We start from the raw sequence: 15,160 nt of genomic DNA on the forward strand, positions 1-15,160 counted from the left end.
CCCGCCGCCACCGGCCCGACGATTCCACTCGGTGCGAGCTGTCCACGAGCTGCCAGGGCATTCCGGCTGATCGGGTGGTCCAGGGCCTGTTTCGAAGCCCCTGGCCGACCCGGGGCTTTGGCACAGGCCTAGTAGGGTACGAGCCATGCCAGAGATCCTCGACCAGGCCCGGACCCAGGTCCTGGGTGACGGTGTCGGCCTCGATCAGGCCGGCGTCCTCGCCGTGCTGAACCTGCCCGACGAAGACCTGCCCGCCGCCCTCCAGCTCGCTCACGACGTGCGGATGCGCTGGTGCGGCCCGGAGGTCGAGGTCGAGGGAATCGTCTCGCTCAAGACCGGCGGCTGCCCGGAAGACTGCCACTTCTGCTCGCAGTCGGGCCTGTTCACCTCGCCGGTGCGTTCGGTCTGGCTGGACATCCCGTCGCTGGTCGAGGCGGCGAAGCAGACCGCCGCGACCGGGGCGACCGAGTTCTGCATCGTCGCTGCGGTCCGCGGTCCGGACGCCCGGCTGATGAAGCAGATGCGCGAGGGCGTCGCCGCCATCAAGGCGGCCGTCGACATCCAGGTCGCCGCGTCGCTGGGCATGCTCACCAAGGAGCAGGTCGACGACCTGGTCGACATGGGTGTGCACCGCTACAACCACAATCTGGAGACCTGCAAGTCGTACTTCCCCAACGTGGTCACCACGCACTCGTGGGAGGAGCGCTGGGAGACGCTGCGGATGGTGCGCGACTCCGGCATGGAGGTGTGCTGCGGTGGCATCCTCGGCCTCGGTGAGACCGTCGAGCAGCGGGCCGAGTTCGCCGCGCAGCTCGCCGAGCTGAACCCGCACGAGGTGCCGCTCAACTTCCTCAACCCGCGCCCCGGCACCCCGCTCGGTGACCGTCCGGTCGTGGAGGGCAAGGACGCGCTGCGGGCCATCGCCGCGTTCCGGCTGGCCATGCCGCGCACCATCCTGCGGTACGCCGGTGGTCGTGAGATCACCCTCGGCGACCTCGGCACCCGTGACGGTCTGCTCGGCGGCATCAACGCGGTGATCGTCGGCAACTACCTGACCACGTTGGGTCGACCGGCAACGGCCGACCTGGAGCTGCTGAACGAGTTGAAGATGCCGGTCAAGGCGCTCTCCGCCACGCTGTGACGACAATGACGACTACGCAACAGTGGTGCGACAGGTGCGGTGAGTCGGCGGCGGCCACCGCCCACCCCGCCTGCGCGTCGGCCCGCCAGTTGGAGCCACCCCGGTTCTGCCCCCGCTGCCGTCGCCGGATGAAGGTGCAGGTGCTGCCGGTGGGGTGGTCGGCGGTCTGCGTCGAGCACGGCGAGATTCGGGGCTGAGCCGGTGCTGCGGGGGCGGGTGGTGACACTACGACCGGCGACGGTCGCGGACGTGCCGGCCCTCGCCGCGATCCGGGCCGACCCTGAGGTACGCCGGTGGTGGCGGGGCGGCGACGACCTGCGCGACTCCGTGCGCGCCGACCTCGCCGACGACGACCTGCACGTGTACGCGATCGAGCACGACGGCCGGGTGATCGGCGCGATCCAGTGGTACGCCGAGGCGGACCCGGACTACCGGCACGCCAGCCTGGACGTCTTCCTCGACCCGGCGGAGCGCGGCGCCGGCCTCGGCGGTGACGCCATCCGCACCCTGGCCCGACACCTGATCGACGAGTACGGCCACCACCGCTTCACCATCGACCCGGCCGCGGCGAACAGCGCCGCCATCCGGGCGTACGCGAAGGTTGGTTTTCGCCCGGTGGGGGTGCTGCGCCGTTACGAGCGCGGCGCGGACGGCCGCTGGCACGACGGCCTGTTGATGGATCTGCTCGCCGACGACCTGGTGGAGTGACTCAGCCGTCCCACAGCAGGTGGCCGTCGGGCAGTCGGCGGGCGCCCTCGGCCGGCCGGTGCGGGCTGAGGCGGCCGGCCGGCATCAGGTGCGCCACTGGGACTCCGCTGCCCAGCGTCGCGACGTCGGCGATCAACCGCCGGTGGCAGCGCCACCACACGCTCTCGCTGCACATGACCGCGGTGGTCCGACGATCCGCCCCGGCGAGCACCTCGGCGAGCGCGTCGTCGAACTCGGCCGTCCGCGTGTGGGCGGCGTACGCCCGGAACGCCGCGACCGTCCACCAGGTGTCCGGCTCCGGTTCCCCGGCGGGGACGTGCCGTCGTCCGCCCAGTCGCGGCTCCCAGCGGTAGTCGACGCCGCACTCGGGCAGCCACCGTTCGAGCTCCTCGCGGCGGACGTCCGGGTTGGTGCGGCTGGCCGGGTATCGCCGCACGTCCACCACCTGGGCGATCCCGGCCCCGGTCAGCAACTCTCCGAGCCGGCTTCGATCGGCAGCGCCGTGTCCGACGGTCAGCAACTCCCGCACGCTCGTGGCTTGCCCGAAATCCCGCCGACCTATCCCCCTGAGGTACGCCGCCGCCATCCGGGCGTACGCCACTGTTGGTTTCGCCCGGTGGGAGTGCCGCGCCGCTACGAGCGCGGCGCGGACGGCCGCTGGCGCGACGGTCTGTTGCTGGACCTGCTCGCCGACGACCTCACCGGCTGACGCCGAGCCGGCGACGCCGATCGCCCGGGGTCAGCGACGTTGCGGCATCCGCCGGGTGGCGTTGGTGGCGAGCCCGCCGGCGACCACTGCGGTCAGCACCCCGACCAGTTGGATCGCCTGTCCGGTAGCCACATCGGCGCCGTGCCGCCCGAGCAGGTTGTCCACGCCGGTGGGGCTGATCGCGAACCCGACAGCCACGAACAGGCCCAGCAGCGCACCTACGGCGGGCGACCAGCGCCACGGGGCGAACGCGACAAAGAGGGCGCCCGTCAGCAGGATGATCATCCCGGGCGGTACGGCGACGGGGAACTCGACGCCGGCGGCCCACAACACGGCGATGCCGGCCGCGCCGACGACGAGGCCCACGACGGTGTATGTGCGTGCGGTAACAGTCATGGCATCACAGTGGCCCGACACGATCCGGGCCGCGTCCGCCCGGCGACGTCATCCCGGGTACGACGCTCGGCGTACCCGGGGTGCAGATCTTGGACAGTTACCGTCCGCGCGGAACGGTAACTGTCCAAGATCTCGTCGCGGTGCCGGTCAGGCGATGGTGCACTGGGTGTTGTTGACGGTGAAGGCCGTCGGTTTCGGGTTGGCGCCGCCGTACGTGCCGTTGAAGCCGAAGCTCACCGACGCGCCCGCCGCGATCGTGCCGTTGTAGGACAGGTTCGTGGCGGTGACCGCCGCGCCGCTCTGGCTGATCGTCGCCGACCAGCCCTGACTGACGCTCTGCCCAGCGGGGAAGCTGAACCGCAGGGTCCAACCGTTGATCGCTGTGGTGCCGGTGTTGGTGATCGACACGTTGGCGGTGAAGCCGCCGCCCCAGTCGGTGGTGGCGTACCCCACGGTGCAGGTGCCGCCGACCGGCGGGGCTGCGGTGGTCACCGCGACCGGTGTGGACGCCGCGGAGGTGTTGCCCGCCGCGTCCACTGCCACCACGTAGAACTGGTACGCGGTCGAGGCGGTCAGCCCGGACACCGCCTGGGTGGTGCCGGTCGGCGAGCCGACCAGCGCGTCGGTGGCGCCGGCCTCGCGGTAGACCCGGTAGCCGGTGACGCCCACGTTGTCGGTCGACGGGGTCCAGGCCAGGGTGAGCCCGGTGGCGGTGACGGCCGAGGCGACCGGCGTGCCGGGGGTGCTCGGTGCTGTGGTGTCGACGGTGCCGGCCGGTGGCGTTGTCACGCTGAGCTTCGGTGAGGCGGCCGACTCGTTGCCAGCGCCGTCGCGCGCCACGATGGTGTACTCGAACGTCCGCTCCGGCAGCAGCGTGGTGATGGTGATCGAGTTCTCGGTGACCCGTCGGGTCGCCACCACGTCGTTACCGACCATGAACTCGCGGACGTCGTACCCGGCGAGGCCGCTGCCGCCGCTGTCGGTGGACGGCGCCCAGGTCAGGGTGACGGTGCGGGGGCCGAGGTTGGACGCCACCGGGGTGCCGGGGACGGTCGGCTTGGTGGTGTCCGGCACGACCGGGCCCGGCTCCTCGCCCCACACCCGGGTGGCGCCGGAGTAGAGCGGCACCTTCCGGTTGGGCCCGGCGGTGGCCTGGTACGACGGGTCGTTCGTCGGGTCCCAGGTGCCGCCCTCCGGCACGCCGACCTTGAACTGGACCTCCATCCGGTGCTGTGACTGACCCGCCGGGGCGATGGTGTACCCGGCGCAGTCCACCTCGACGTACCAGATGTCACCGCTGAACTGCTTGGCTGTGGTCGGGGACGGGCAGCCCTGGGTGTAGCCGGCGGTGACCTGCACCGGGCCGGTGCCGTCGGGCCGGAAGTAGTACCGGAACCGGCCGTCGGTCAGCGCGCGGGCTGGGAACGCGGACTTGTTGTAGACCATCACCTTGAGCCCGGTGGCCCGAGGTTCGGCCTGCGTCACAGTGGTCTCCACCGTCAGCTCGTCGATGTCCGGCGTCTCGGCGACCGGGAAGTTCGCCAGCGGCGTGCCGCCGTACTCGGAGGTCAGCCGGACCAGCGCGGACGTGAAGCCGGCGTTGTAGTCAGTGGCCACCTCGTTCATCACGTAGTCCGAGCGGCTGTCGCTGTACGCGTCGTTGGCCGAGGACGGGCCGCCGACCAGCGCGCCGTAGAGGGTGTGCCGGGTCTCCACCGGCACGGTCTGGCTGTCCCACCAGGAGCCGTGCGCGGTGCGGTGGTGCGGGTTCTTCGGCGAGTTGGCGCCGAACCCGATGACGTAGCTGGAGTTACGGGGGTTGTCGCCGAGCGCGTAGTTGATCTGCCGGACGGCGAAGTCGTGGTAGCGCGCCTTGCGGGTGGTGTCGGTGGTCTTGTCGCTGTAGACCAGCGCGGCGAAGGAGGTGTTCGCGGCGTAGCGCAGCGCGCCCCAGGAGTCGAGCACCGCCATCCCGCCCGGCGAGTACGGCACCCGCTGCCCGTTCACCCCGACGGTCCAGTAGTCCAGCCACCTGTTGGCGTCGTCGACGTACTTCTGCTTGCCGGTCAGGTTGGCCAGCAGCACGTACGCGCCGAACTGCTTGTTGTCCCAGGCGATGGTCCACTTGTAGGAACGGGTGGTGGACTGGTTCTCGGTGCCGAGCTTGTCGTACTCACTCTCGGCCTTGGTCAGGTAGCTGGCCTCGCCGGTGGCCCGGTGCAGCCAGATCGCGGCCCAGACCAGCTCGTCCTGCCAGCCGCTCCACGAGCGGTAGAAGCTGGTGGCGTCGGTGATGCACTCGTGGTAGGCCTTCCGCACCGTGTCGGCGAAGGTGTAGAGCTGCCGGGCGTGCCCGAGCAGCTTGTCCGCGTAGGCCGCGTCGGTGGGCCGGAACACCATCGAGGAGGCGGCCATCGCGGCCGCCGTCTCCCCCGCCAGGTCCGCGCCGCCACAGCTCGCATCGATCTTGTACGCGGGCCGCGCCATCGGCATGACCTCGGCCGGACCCCACCACTTGTGGTCGTCGTCGCCCTTGCCCACCTGTCCGTAGAGCACGTTCGCCGACGGGTGCGCCTTGATGAAGTAGTCGTTGACGAAGCGCAGGTTGTTGAGCAGGTGCGGCAGTTGCCCGGAGGCGGTGTAGCCGCTGCGGTACTCGACAGCGCCCCAGGCGAGCATGGTGGCGCTGAACGCCATCGGGAAACCGAACTTGACGTGGTCGCCGGCGTCGTACCAACCGCCGGTGAGATCCACGCCCGCGCTGGCGCCGTCGGTGAGCGCGCTGTCGCCGCGCCAGGAGACCCGGTTCCAGTCGGGCAGTCGGCCGGACTGCTGCGCCTCGTAGAAGAGCAGCGACTTCTGCAACGCCTCGGCGTAGTTGTAGGTCGCGGCCGGCGCGGCGGAGGCGGGCTCGGACGGTGGGGCGGTCACCGCGAGGGACGCGCCGGTGAGCAGCGCGACGCCGAGGGTCAGCAGCCGCCGCGGCCAGGGCTGGTCGGCGGCCGGCGACCGGCCGGGCTGGCCGCTGAACGGCCGGGTCAGGTGGCGCATGGCGGACTCCTGTCGGAGGCGCCGCCGGCGGTCGCACCGACGCGGGACGGCGTACGGGCGGCACGGCCACCGGCGACAGCGGGGTGGCGGTGTGACAATGGGGTCATGGAAGCGCTCCCATGGATAACCGACAATGTAATGGGCGGGTCGCTGGTTGGGAAGCCTGGCAACCGGGGCCGATGCGCGCGGCACCACTGCCGTACTCGTGAGTAACCATTGCGGACCATCTCACACCATCGAAATGCTTCGATCCGTGAATCGAGTTTGCGCAGCTCACGACGGAAGCCGTCGCGACGCTTTTCGCGCCGTTCGAGCGCTTCGCCGGCCAGCCAGACAAACGTACTGTTGCTGACCCGTCACCAAGCGCGAGACAGTACCGCTCACCAGCGGTGCCGTCGACGCCGCCGCTCCCTGGTCAACCCTGAGGAGAAGCGATGGCACTACGACTCGCCGACGGCACCGCCTGGACCGACATCCTGGCCCGCGCGGTGGCCGCCGCCCCGGAGGCGTTCGGCGCCGAGGTCGACGGCGTCACCACACTGCACAACCTGGTCGAGGGCGGATGGCGCGCGGTCGGCCAGCCCGCCCCGGTCCGCACCCCGGTGGACAACACAGTCCTCATCAACCTGCCCCGGGTCGACGCGAGCACCGCACGTGACGCGGTGACCCACGCCGCCGCCGCGCACCGGGCCTGGGCCCGGACCCCGCTGGCCGACCGCAAGGCCCGGGTCGCCGAGGCCCTGGACTCGCTCACCGCCCACCGCGACCTGCTCGCCCTGCTGCTGGTCTGGGAGATCGGCAAGCCGTGGCGGCTGGCCTGCGCCGACGTGGACCGGGCGCTCGACGGCGTCCGCTGGTACGCCGGCGAGATCGACCGGATGCTCGCCGACGGCCGCGAACCGCTGCCCGGCCCGGTCAGCAACATCGCGTCGTGGAACTACCCGATGAGCGTGCTGGTGCACGCCGAACTGGTGCAGCTGCTGGCCGGCAACGCGGTCATCGCCAAGACCCCGTCCCAGGGCGGCGCGGTGTGCCTGACCGTCGCGCACGCGCTGATGCGCCGGGCCGGGCTGCCCGCCACGCTCGTCTCCGGCAGCGGCGGGGAACTGTCCGAAGTGCTGGTCCGGGCACCCGAGATCGGCGCCGTGGCTTTCGTCGGCGGCCGGTCCAACGGCGGCAAGGTGGCCGCCGCGCTGCTCGACAGCGACAAGCGGCACTTCATCGAACAGGAGGGTCTCAACGCCTGGGGCATCTGGAACTTCTCCCAGTGGGACCTGCTCGCCACTCACCTCAGAAAGGGATTCGAGTACGGCAAGCAACGCTGCACCGCGTACCCCCGCTTCGTGGTGCAGCGCGACCTGGTCGACGAGTTCCTCGACATGTACCTGCCGGTCGTCCGCTCGGTCCGCTTCGGCCACCCGCTCGCCGTCGGCGACGACTGGGCCGCCGGTGACCCGCTGCCCGAGCTGGACTTCGGGCCGCTGATCAGCGCCGCCAAGGCCGACGAGCTACGCCGCACCGTCGACGAGGCGGTCCGCGGCGGCGCGATCCCGCTGCACCGGGGCAAGCTCACCGGCGCGCCGTTCCTCTCCGGGCAGGACACCTCGGCGTACGTTGCGCCGTCGGTGCTGCTCGCCCCGCCCGGACGGTCCCGACTGATGCACGCCGAGCCGTTCGGTCCGGTCGACACGATCGTCGTGGTGGACACCACCGACGAGCTGCTGGCCGCCATGAACGCCTCCAACGGCGCGCTGGTGGCCTCGCTGGCCTGCGACGACACCGACGAGGCCGGCAAGCTCGCCGTCGACCTTCAGGCGTTCAAGGTGGGCATCAACAAACCGCGCTCACGCGGTGACCGGGACGAACCGTTCGGCGGCCGGGGCGCCTCCTGGAAGGGCGCGTTCGTCGGCGGCGACCTGCTGGTGCAGGCCGTCACCGTCGGCGGAGACAGCCGGCTCTACGGCAACTTCCCCGACTACAACAGCTACCCCACCACCTGAGCACCGCAACCGGAAAAGCCCCTTGTGGACGGTCACCGCGCACGAGGGGCCCCGGTCGGCGCGTACCGTCGGGAGATGGCACTGATCGCGCAGCTCTCCCTGGGCGTGTCCGACGCCGAGCGGGCAGGAACGTTCTGGGCCGCGGCCCTCGGCTACCGTCGCCGCGAGCCCCGATTCACCGGCGACGAGTGGATCGTGCTGGAGCCGCCGCCGGGGACGTCGGGCGCGGCCCTCGCGATGGACCTCAGCGAGAGCCCCGTGCCGGAGTTCCCCCGGCTCCACCTCGATCTGGACGCCGGCGACCGACCCCTCGACGAGGAACTCGACCGGCTGCTCGCCCTCGGCGCTCGGATCGTCGACTGGCGGCACTATCCCACCGACCCACACCCGAGCGAGCCACCGTACGTGGTGCTCGCCGACCCGGAGGGCAACCGGTTCTGCGTCTCGGGCCGCCGCGAACCGTCCCGGACCTGAGCAGGGCCCTAGGCGAACGCGCCGCTGCGGTCCGCCGAGGAGGCGACAGCGAGCGGGACGGTGAGGGTGAGCAGAGCGCCGTCGCGCTCCACCACCGTCGGCCGGCCCAGTCGGTGCAGCGTACGCAGCATCGGGTCGTTGGTGGCCTGCACGTGCAGCACCAGTGCCGCGTATCCGAACCGGTCGGCGTGCTGGACCACCCGGCGCAGCAACGCCGACCCGAGCCCCCGCCGCTGCCAGTCGTCGCGCACCAGCAGCGCCACCTCGGCCTCGTCGCCCTCACCGAGCAGGTTCGCCATGGCGACCACCGACTCGGCACCGCCGTCGGGGCCGCTGGTGCTGGCGATCAGCGTCAACCCTCGGCTCGGCTCCAGCAGTCGACGCAGGCGGGCCGTCTGCGGCAGCGGCGCCCCGCCCAGGTAACGCCGCTGCCGGCTACCCGGGGAGCACGCCTCGTGCAGCTCCACCACGCCGGACAGATCCTGGGCGCTGGCCGGCCGGACGGCCACCTCCGCGCCGTCTGGCAGCACCAGCGTGACCTGTTCGGCGGCCCGACGCGCCACTGTGGCGGCCAGCTCGACCAGGGCCTGCGCCCGCGCGTACTCCGCCGGGGTGAAGTCGGGCGCGGCCCGGCGCAGCGCGAACGAACCGCCCGCCGGGTCCGCCAACAGCATGCCGGCCCCGGTGATCCCCCGTTCGACGCCGACCGACGCCGGTCGCCAGCTCACGACGTCGGCGGCGAGCAGGGTCCGTAACGCCTCACCCGTCGCGTCCGGGTCACGCACCAGCCGGTTGGCCAGCCCGAGCACCCGGGTGGGCTGGTCGACCAGACCACGCGCCTCGCTGCGCGCCACCCAGCAGTCCCGGCCCCGACCCCGCTCGACCGCGGCGATCAGCTCGGCCTCGTCGAGCGCGTCCGGCGCGTCGACCAGGAAGTCGTCCACAGCGCCCTGCTCGGTGGGCTGCACCTGCACGGTGAGGATGTTGACCCCGCGCAGCGCGAGGCTCGCCGTGAGCACCGACAGGTAACCCGGTCGGTCGTCCACCGTCGCTCGGATCCGCCACAACGTCATGGTTGGCTCCCTTCCCCGGTAAGAGCCTCACCCCCGCCTGTTGCCGCCCGGTTGCCCGGCGGTGTCGGCAAGGGAACTCCTCGGACCGATCAGGGGCCGGCGACCACCGGCGGCGCGCCGACGAGATCGAGTCGGTCACCGAGGATCACCGCGCAGGCGCGGACGAGCTGGGTGAGCCGATCCACCTCGGTGCTGTGGAACGCCGCGGCGGAGAGGGTCTCGCTGCGCTCACGGGCCACCACCAGCACCAGGCCGGCCCGGCCGAACGGCGCGATCGCGTAGTAAGTACCGTCGGGCGTGGTCATCGACCGCCCGCGCAGCGGGGTCACCTCCGGCAACCGCGGGGGTACGGGAGCACGCCAGCTCGCGTGCCCCACCGTCGCTCCGCCGCCCCCGCTCCGCGAGGCCCAGTCGACGGGCACCACAGCGCCCACGGCCCAGTCGGCGGCCAGCAGCCCCGGGACCGCGTCGACAAGGGTGGCCAATCCGTCCGCCGGGTTGGCCGCGACCTGGGCCAACAGTTCCGCGTCCTGGCCGGTGGTGGTGGGCGCGCCGATCGCCCGCCACACACCGTCCACCCGCACCCCCGGTATCGCCGCGAGGCCGGCCAGCAGCCGTTCCACCCGCGCCGCGCCCGGCCAGACGACAGTGAAGTCGTCCACCGCGCGCCCGCCGAGCCGTTCGAGGACCACCACCTGGACGATGTCCGCCCCGGAGACGCCCAAGGTACGGGCAACCTGACCCAGGGTGCCCGGACGGTCAGGCAGGGTGACCCGAACTCGCAGCAACATGTCTGTCCCTCCGCTCGGCGGGCCGGCGAAGGAGCGGCCGGCAGGCTGACCCCAGCCTGGTCGTTGACCATTTCGTCCCTGTTGCAGGGCCATGTCCCGAGCGGAAACTTACCGGTCGGTGACCGAGTGGTTTCGGCAGGTGAGGAAGGGGAGGCCGACGCTCAGGGCAGCCCGCCCAGGGGCAGGACCGGTGTGGTGGCGAGCTGTGCGTGGTAGTCCGCCGCGGACGTCTCCCGACCCCACTGGGGCATTCCGGCGGGCAGGTCCAGCCGGTCGGTCTCCACCTCGATGAGGGTCAGCTGGGCCGGTGGTCCGTCGATGCCGGCCAGGATGGCGGCCAGCTCGCCTTCGGTGCGGGCGACGTGGGCGGTGAAGGTCTTGTCCCGGGCGAACACTGCGGGGAGTTCCGTGTACCGCCAGTTGTCGATGTCGTTGTACGGCTGGTGCCGTCCGTCGACTGCCCGTTCGACGGTGTAGCCGCCGTTGTTGACGACGACGACGATCGGGCGTTGGTTCGTGGCGAGCATCCGGCTGATCTCCTGCACGGTCAGTTGCAGTGATCCGTCGCCGGTGATCAGCACCGTCCGTCGATCCGGTGCCGCCACCGCGGCGCCGAAGGCGGCCGGTGTGGCGTAGCCGATCGAGCCCCAGATGGGCGGTTCCACAACGGTGACCCCGGCGGGCAGCCGCATCGTCGCCGCGCCGAAGGACGGGGTGCCGGTTTCCGGGACGAAGATGTCTCCCTCGCGCAACATGCTCTGGATCGCCGGCCAGAGCCGCGCCTGCCGGATCGGTTCGTTGTTCGACGGGTCGAGTACGGGCGGGTCACCCGCCAGCAGCGACGCCCGTGACCATTCCGTCGTACGGTTCGGGGCGATCTCGTGCAGGCATCGCAGCGCCGCCGGCAACGCGACCGGGGCGAAGCGGGTGCCGGCGACGACGGCGGCGTCCCGGTGCAGGCTGATCACCCGGTCCACCTTCAGGTCGGCGGTGAACAGGCCGTCCCAGTCGAAGAACGTGGTGCCCACGCAGACCAGGGCGTCCGCGCCCTCCACCACCTCCGCAACCTCAGCGGGGCTGTCGCCGCCGTTGTAGATGCCCACGTAGTGGGGGTCGGACTCGTCGAGCAGTCCTCGTCCCAGCGACTGCGCGGCGACCGGCCAGTTTCGGTCGGCGGCCATGGCGGTGACGGCAGCGCCGAGGTTGAAGCGGATCGGCAGGTTTCCCACCAGCATGGCCGGCCGCTCGGCACCGGCGAGCAGTCGCCGGGCTGCTGCGGCGAAGGCGTCGAGCTGCCCGGGCGCCACCACCGGCTCGGGCCTGGTGAACCGTTTCGCCGGGCCGGCGACCTCGGCGTGGGCCACGTCGCCGGGAATCCGGATGTAGACCGGGCGCTGCTGCGACCAGCACTCGGTGAGCACCCGGTCGACCTCCCCCGCAGCGTTCTGCGCGGTCAGCGAGGTCTGGGCGACAGTCACCTCGCGGGCCACCCGTATCCAGTGGTCGAAGTCGCCGTCGGCGAGTGAGTGGTGCATGGAGGTGTGCTGCCGCATGATCTCTTCGGTCGGACCACCGACGATCGAGACGATGGGTACCGACTCCGCCATGGCCCCGGCCAGCGCGTTGACCGCCGACAGCTCGCCGGGACCGAACGTGGTGAGGATCGCGGCCACACCCGCGAGGCGGGCGTATCCGTCGGCGCTGTAGCCGGCGTTGAGCTCGTTGCAGCTACCGACCCACTCGATCCCGTCGAACGCCTCGATCTGATCGAGGAAATCCATGTTGTAGTCCCCCGGCAACCCGAAGACATGGCGCACTCCGAGGTCGTGGAGCCGGCTGAGCAACAGCTCGCCGACAGTTGTCGTACCCCTGCTCGCCTCCACCACGATTGACCCCCGTCGCTCCGGAGACCGCCGCCGCGATCCGCCCTCAAGACGATATCCAGTCAATTATTAGAATGGTGGAGATTGTCCGTCATGCCGGCTCCACCGGCGTCCGCGCTACGTCCGAGCGGCCGAAGCCCTCCCGACGACGCATCCGACGGATCTGACCTTGACAACGTGAACGGGCTGCCATCAACTAGTCGGATGAGTGATCCGGCCGTCGATGCATCACGGCCGGCGGCCGTCCCGACCTCCCCAGCGGGGCTGGACCTCGACCGACTCGCCGACCATCTGGCAACGCACCGACCCGAGCTGGCCGTCGGGCCGCTGCGTGCCCAGCTGATAGCGGGCGGCAAGTCCAACCTCACCTACCTGCTGCGCCTCGGCGACCGCGAGGTGGTGCTGCGCCGTCCCCCGCTGGGGCACGTGCTGGCGACCGCTCACGACATGGCACGCGAGTTCCGGGTCATCTCGGCGCTGGCGCCGACCGAGGTGCCGGTCCCGGACGCGCTGCTGCTCTGCACCGACCCCGAGGTGATCGGCGCGCCCTTCTACCTGATGGAGCGGATGCCCGGCGAGGTGTTCCGCACCCGCGCGCAGACCGACCCGCTGGGCGACGAGCGCCGCCGGGCCCTGGCCATGGCGATGATGGACACGCTCGCCGCGTTGCACAGCGTCGACCCGTCCAGCGTCGGGTTGGCTGACTTCGGTCGTCCCGAGGGCTACCTCGCCCGGCAGGTCCGCCGCTGGGCCGGGCAGCTCGACCGCTCCCGCAGCCGCCCGCTGCCCGGCATCGACGAGCTGCGTGACCTGCTCGCCGCGACCGCCCCGGAGGGCGCGAACGCCGGCCGGATCGTGCACGGCGACTACCGGCTGGACAACCTCCTCGCCTCGGCCGACCCGGTCGCCGTGCACGCGGTGCTCGACTGGGAGATGGCCACCCTCGGCGACCCCCTCGCCGACCTGGGGCTGCTGCTGACGTACTGGGACGTGCTCGGCGGCAGCGACACCGCCGCCGGCAACCCCGTCGCCGACGGGCTCGGCCCGCGCGCCGGTTTCCCCACCGGCAGCGAGCTGATCGACAGGTACGCCGGCCGCAGCGATGTCGACGTCGGGCCGCTGCACTGGCACGTGGCGCTGGGCTGTTTCAAGCTCGCTGTCATCTGCGAGGGCATCCACTACCGCCACACGCTCGGGCAGACGCTCGGCGAGGGCTTCGACCGGATCGGCGAGATGGTGGCACCGCTGGTCGCGCACGGGCTGACCGCCGCCAGGGAGCGGTGATGGACTTCTCATACGACAGCCGGACCGAGGAGCTGCGCGCCGAGCTGACCCGGTTCCTGACCGAGCACGTCTATCCGGCCGAGGCCGTGCACGCCGAGCAGGTGGCCGCCGGGGACCCGTGGTCGCGTACCCCGGTGTTGGCCGAGCTGAAGGCGGAGGCCCGCAAGCGCGGCCTGTGGAACCTCTTCCTGCCCGACCCGCGTTACGGCGCCGGCCTGACCAACCTCCAGTACGCCCCCCTGGCCGAGTTGACCGGGCGCAGCCCGCACCTCGCGCCGGAGGCGGTCAACTGCGCGGCACCGGACACCGGCAACATGGAGCTGCTGGCCGAGTTCGGTTCGCAGGCACAGCAGAAGCGTTGGCTGATGCCGCTGCTGGAGGGTGAGATCCGCTCGGCGTTCTGCATGACCGAGCCGGATGTGGCGTCCTCCGACGCCACGAACATCGCCACCCGGATCACCCGCGACGGCGACGAGTACGTGATCAACGGACGAAAGTGGTGGTCGTCCGGGGCCATGGACCCGCGCTGCGAGATCTTCATCGTGATGGGCAAGACCGACCCCACCGCCGACCGGCACCGCCAGCAGAGCATGGTGCTGGTCCCCCGGGACACCCCCGGGGTGAACGTGCGCCGGGGCATGACCGTCTTCGGCTACACCGACGGTTCGCACGGCGGGCACGCCGAGATCGACTTCACAGACGTCCGGGTGCCCGCGGAGAACCTGATCGGCGCCGAGGGCACCGGCTTCGCCATCGCCCAGGCCCGGCTGGGGCCGGGCCGGATCCACCACTGCATGCGATTGATCGGAATGGCTGAGCGGGCGTTGGAGCTGCTCTGCAAGCGGGCGCTCGGACGGATCGCGTTCGGCCGGCCGCTGGCCGAGCAGGGAGTGCTCCGGGAGTGGATCGCCGAGTCCCGGGTCCGCATCGAGCAGGCCCGGCTGTTGGTACTCAAGACGGCCTGGTTGATGGACACCGTCGGCAACAAGGGCGCGCACACCGAGATCCAGGCCATCAAGATCGGCACGCCGGCGATGGCGGAGTGGGTGATCGACAAGGCCATCCAGGCCTACGGCGGCGCCGGTGTCAGCCAGGACACCCCACTGGCCGCCCTGTGGGCACAGACCCGCACCCTGCGCCTGGCCGACGGTCCGGACGAGGTGCACCGCAACTCCCTGGCCAAGCGCGAACTCCGCCGCTGGGCCCAGTAACCCCACCTGGCCGCCCCACTTCCCCGCCGCCCGCGCCCACCCCGCACGCCGCACGTCGCACGCCCCAGGCCGCACGCCGCAGGCCGCACGCCGCACGCCCCAGGCCGCACGCCCCAGGCCGCACGCCCCAGGCCGCACGCCCCAGGCCGCACGCCGCACGCCGCACGCCGCACGCCGCAGGCCGCAGGCCGCAGGCCGCACAAGATCGCGCAACTTCCTGGATGTAGTGGCCTCCTCAGGCACGATGACCACTACATCCAGGATCGAGCGCGATCTTGCGCTATGCGCGGGCGCGGGGTGACGCGGCGCGGGGTGACGCGGGCGCGGGGTGACGCGGCGCGGGCGGGCCCAACCACGATCAGGGGCGGATGCGGGGGGCGACCAGTCATGCTTGTGCCCGTGCGGATCACGTCTGCCCTCGTGGACCCGGCGCTGCTCG

General features: G+C 71.7%; 14 protein-coding genes. 8 read left to right on the top strand and 6 right to left on the bottom strand.

Going from position 1 to position 15,160, the window contains the following annotated elements:
- Positions 1-145 precede the first annotated feature (145 nt).
- Genes bioB through AB0B94_RS28275 form a run of 3 tightly spaced genes read left to right on the top strand, consistent with a single transcriptional unit; the run spans position 146 to position 1,849 of the window.
- On the top strand, positions 146-1,141 hold the full coding sequence (gene bioB / locus AB0B94_RS28265) for a biotin synthase BioB (protein WP_357287075.1): 996 nt from the start codon (positions 146-148) through the stop codon (positions 1,139-1,141).
- A 5-nt stretch (positions 1,142-1,146) separates the two neighbouring features.
- On the top strand, positions 1,147-1,338 hold the full coding sequence (locus AB0B94_RS28270) for a hypothetical protein (RefSeq protein WP_357287078.1): 192 nt from the start codon (positions 1,147-1,149) through the stop codon (positions 1,336-1,338).
- Positions 1,339-1,342: 4 nt separating this feature from the next.
- On the top strand, positions 1,343-1,849 hold the full coding sequence (locus AB0B94_RS28275; RefSeq protein WP_357287081.1) for a GNAT family protein: 507 nt from the start codon (positions 1,343-1,345) through the stop codon (positions 1,847-1,849).
- A 1-nt stretch (position 1,850) separates the two neighbouring features.
- Here the strand turns inward: AB0B94_RS28275 and AB0B94_RS28280 are convergent, their stop codons facing one another.
- Positions 1,851-2,378 carry a DUF488 domain-containing protein gene (locus AB0B94_RS28280; RefSeq protein ID WP_357287084.1) on the bottom strand — a complete coding sequence of 176 codons (528 nt, stop codon included), beginning with the start codon at positions 2,376-2,378 and terminating at the stop codon, positions 1,851-1,853.
- A 9-nt stretch (positions 2,379-2,387) separates the two neighbouring features.
- Here AB0B94_RS28280 and AB0B94_RS28285 point away from each other — a divergent pair, with 9 nt between their 5' ends.
- On the top strand, positions 2,388-2,558 hold the full coding sequence (locus tag AB0B94_RS28285) for a hypothetical protein (protein ID WP_357287087.1): 171 nt from the start codon (positions 2,388-2,390) through the stop codon (positions 2,556-2,558).
- A gap of 30 nt (positions 2,559-2,588) precedes the next feature.
- On the opposite strand, the gene AB0B94_RS28290 is transcribed toward AB0B94_RS28285, so the two are convergent.
- Both AB0B94_RS28290 and AB0B94_RS28295 read right to left on the bottom strand, forming a co-directional pair.
- Entirely contained in the window at positions 2,589-2,954 is a 366-nt protein-coding gene (locus tag AB0B94_RS28290) for a hypothetical protein (protein ID WP_357287091.1), read from the bottom strand.
- Positions 2,955-3,101: 147 nt separating this feature from the next.
- Positions 3,102-6,005: a glycoside hydrolase family 9 protein gene (locus AB0B94_RS28295; RefSeq protein WP_357287095.1), complete on the bottom strand. Its 2,904-nt coding sequence runs from the start codon at positions 6,003-6,005 to the stop codon at positions 3,102-3,104.
- A 434-nt stretch (positions 6,006-6,439) separates the two neighbouring features.
- Here AB0B94_RS28295 and AB0B94_RS28300 point away from each other — a divergent pair, with 434 nt between their 5' ends.
- Positions 6,440-8,005: an aldehyde dehydrogenase family protein gene (locus AB0B94_RS28300; RefSeq protein ID WP_357287099.1), complete on the top strand. Its 1,566-nt coding sequence runs from the start codon at positions 6,440-6,442 to the stop codon at positions 8,003-8,005.
- 75 nt (positions 8,006-8,080) lie between these two features.
- Entirely contained in the window at positions 8,081-8,479 is a 399-nt protein-coding gene (locus AB0B94_RS28305; RefSeq protein WP_357287103.1) for a VOC family protein, read from the top strand.
- Between the two features lie 8 nt (positions 8,480-8,487).
- Here the strand turns inward: AB0B94_RS28305 and AB0B94_RS28310 are convergent, their stop codons facing one another.
- The 3 genes from AB0B94_RS28310 to AB0B94_RS28320 all read right to left on the bottom strand — a co-directional run bounded on the left by AB0B94_RS28310 (position 8,488) and on the right by AB0B94_RS28320 (position 12,226).
- A complete protein-coding gene (locus AB0B94_RS28310) occupies positions 8,488-9,552 on the bottom strand; it encodes a GNAT family N-acetyltransferase (RefSeq protein ID WP_357287107.1) in 1,065 nt (354 codons plus the stop codon).
- A gap of 89 nt (positions 9,553-9,641) precedes the next feature.
- Positions 9,642-10,343: an amino acid-binding protein gene (locus tag AB0B94_RS28315; protein WP_357287110.1), complete on the bottom strand. Its 702-nt coding sequence runs from the start codon at positions 10,341-10,343 to the stop codon at positions 9,642-9,644.
- Positions 10,344-10,504: 161 nt separating this feature from the next.
- A complete protein-coding gene (locus AB0B94_RS28320; protein WP_357287114.1) occupies positions 10,505-12,226 on the bottom strand; it encodes a thiamine pyrophosphate-binding protein in 1,722 nt (573 codons plus the stop codon).
- Between the two features lie 204 nt (positions 12,227-12,430).
- Between AB0B94_RS28320 and AB0B94_RS28325 the strand changes: the two genes are divergently transcribed.
- A complete protein-coding gene (locus tag AB0B94_RS28325; RefSeq protein ID WP_357287117.1) occupies positions 12,431-13,510 on the top strand; it encodes a phosphotransferase family protein in 1,080 nt (359 codons plus the stop codon).
- Positions 13,510-14,721 (top strand): acyl-CoA dehydrogenase family protein, encoded by a 1,212-nt coding sequence (locus tag AB0B94_RS28330; protein WP_357287120.1) that lies wholly within the window; start codon positions 13,510-13,512, stop codon positions 14,719-14,721. Before AB0B94_RS28325 ends, AB0B94_RS28330 begins: the two co-directional genes overlap by 1 nt.
- Positions 14,722-15,160 lie beyond the last annotated feature (439 nt).

The sequence above is a fragment of the Micromonospora sp. NPDC048986 genome (genome assembly GCF_040649335.1).
GTDB classification, from domain to species: domain Bacteria; phylum Actinomycetota; class Actinomycetes; order Mycobacteriales; family Micromonosporaceae; genus Micromonospora; species Micromonospora alfalfae.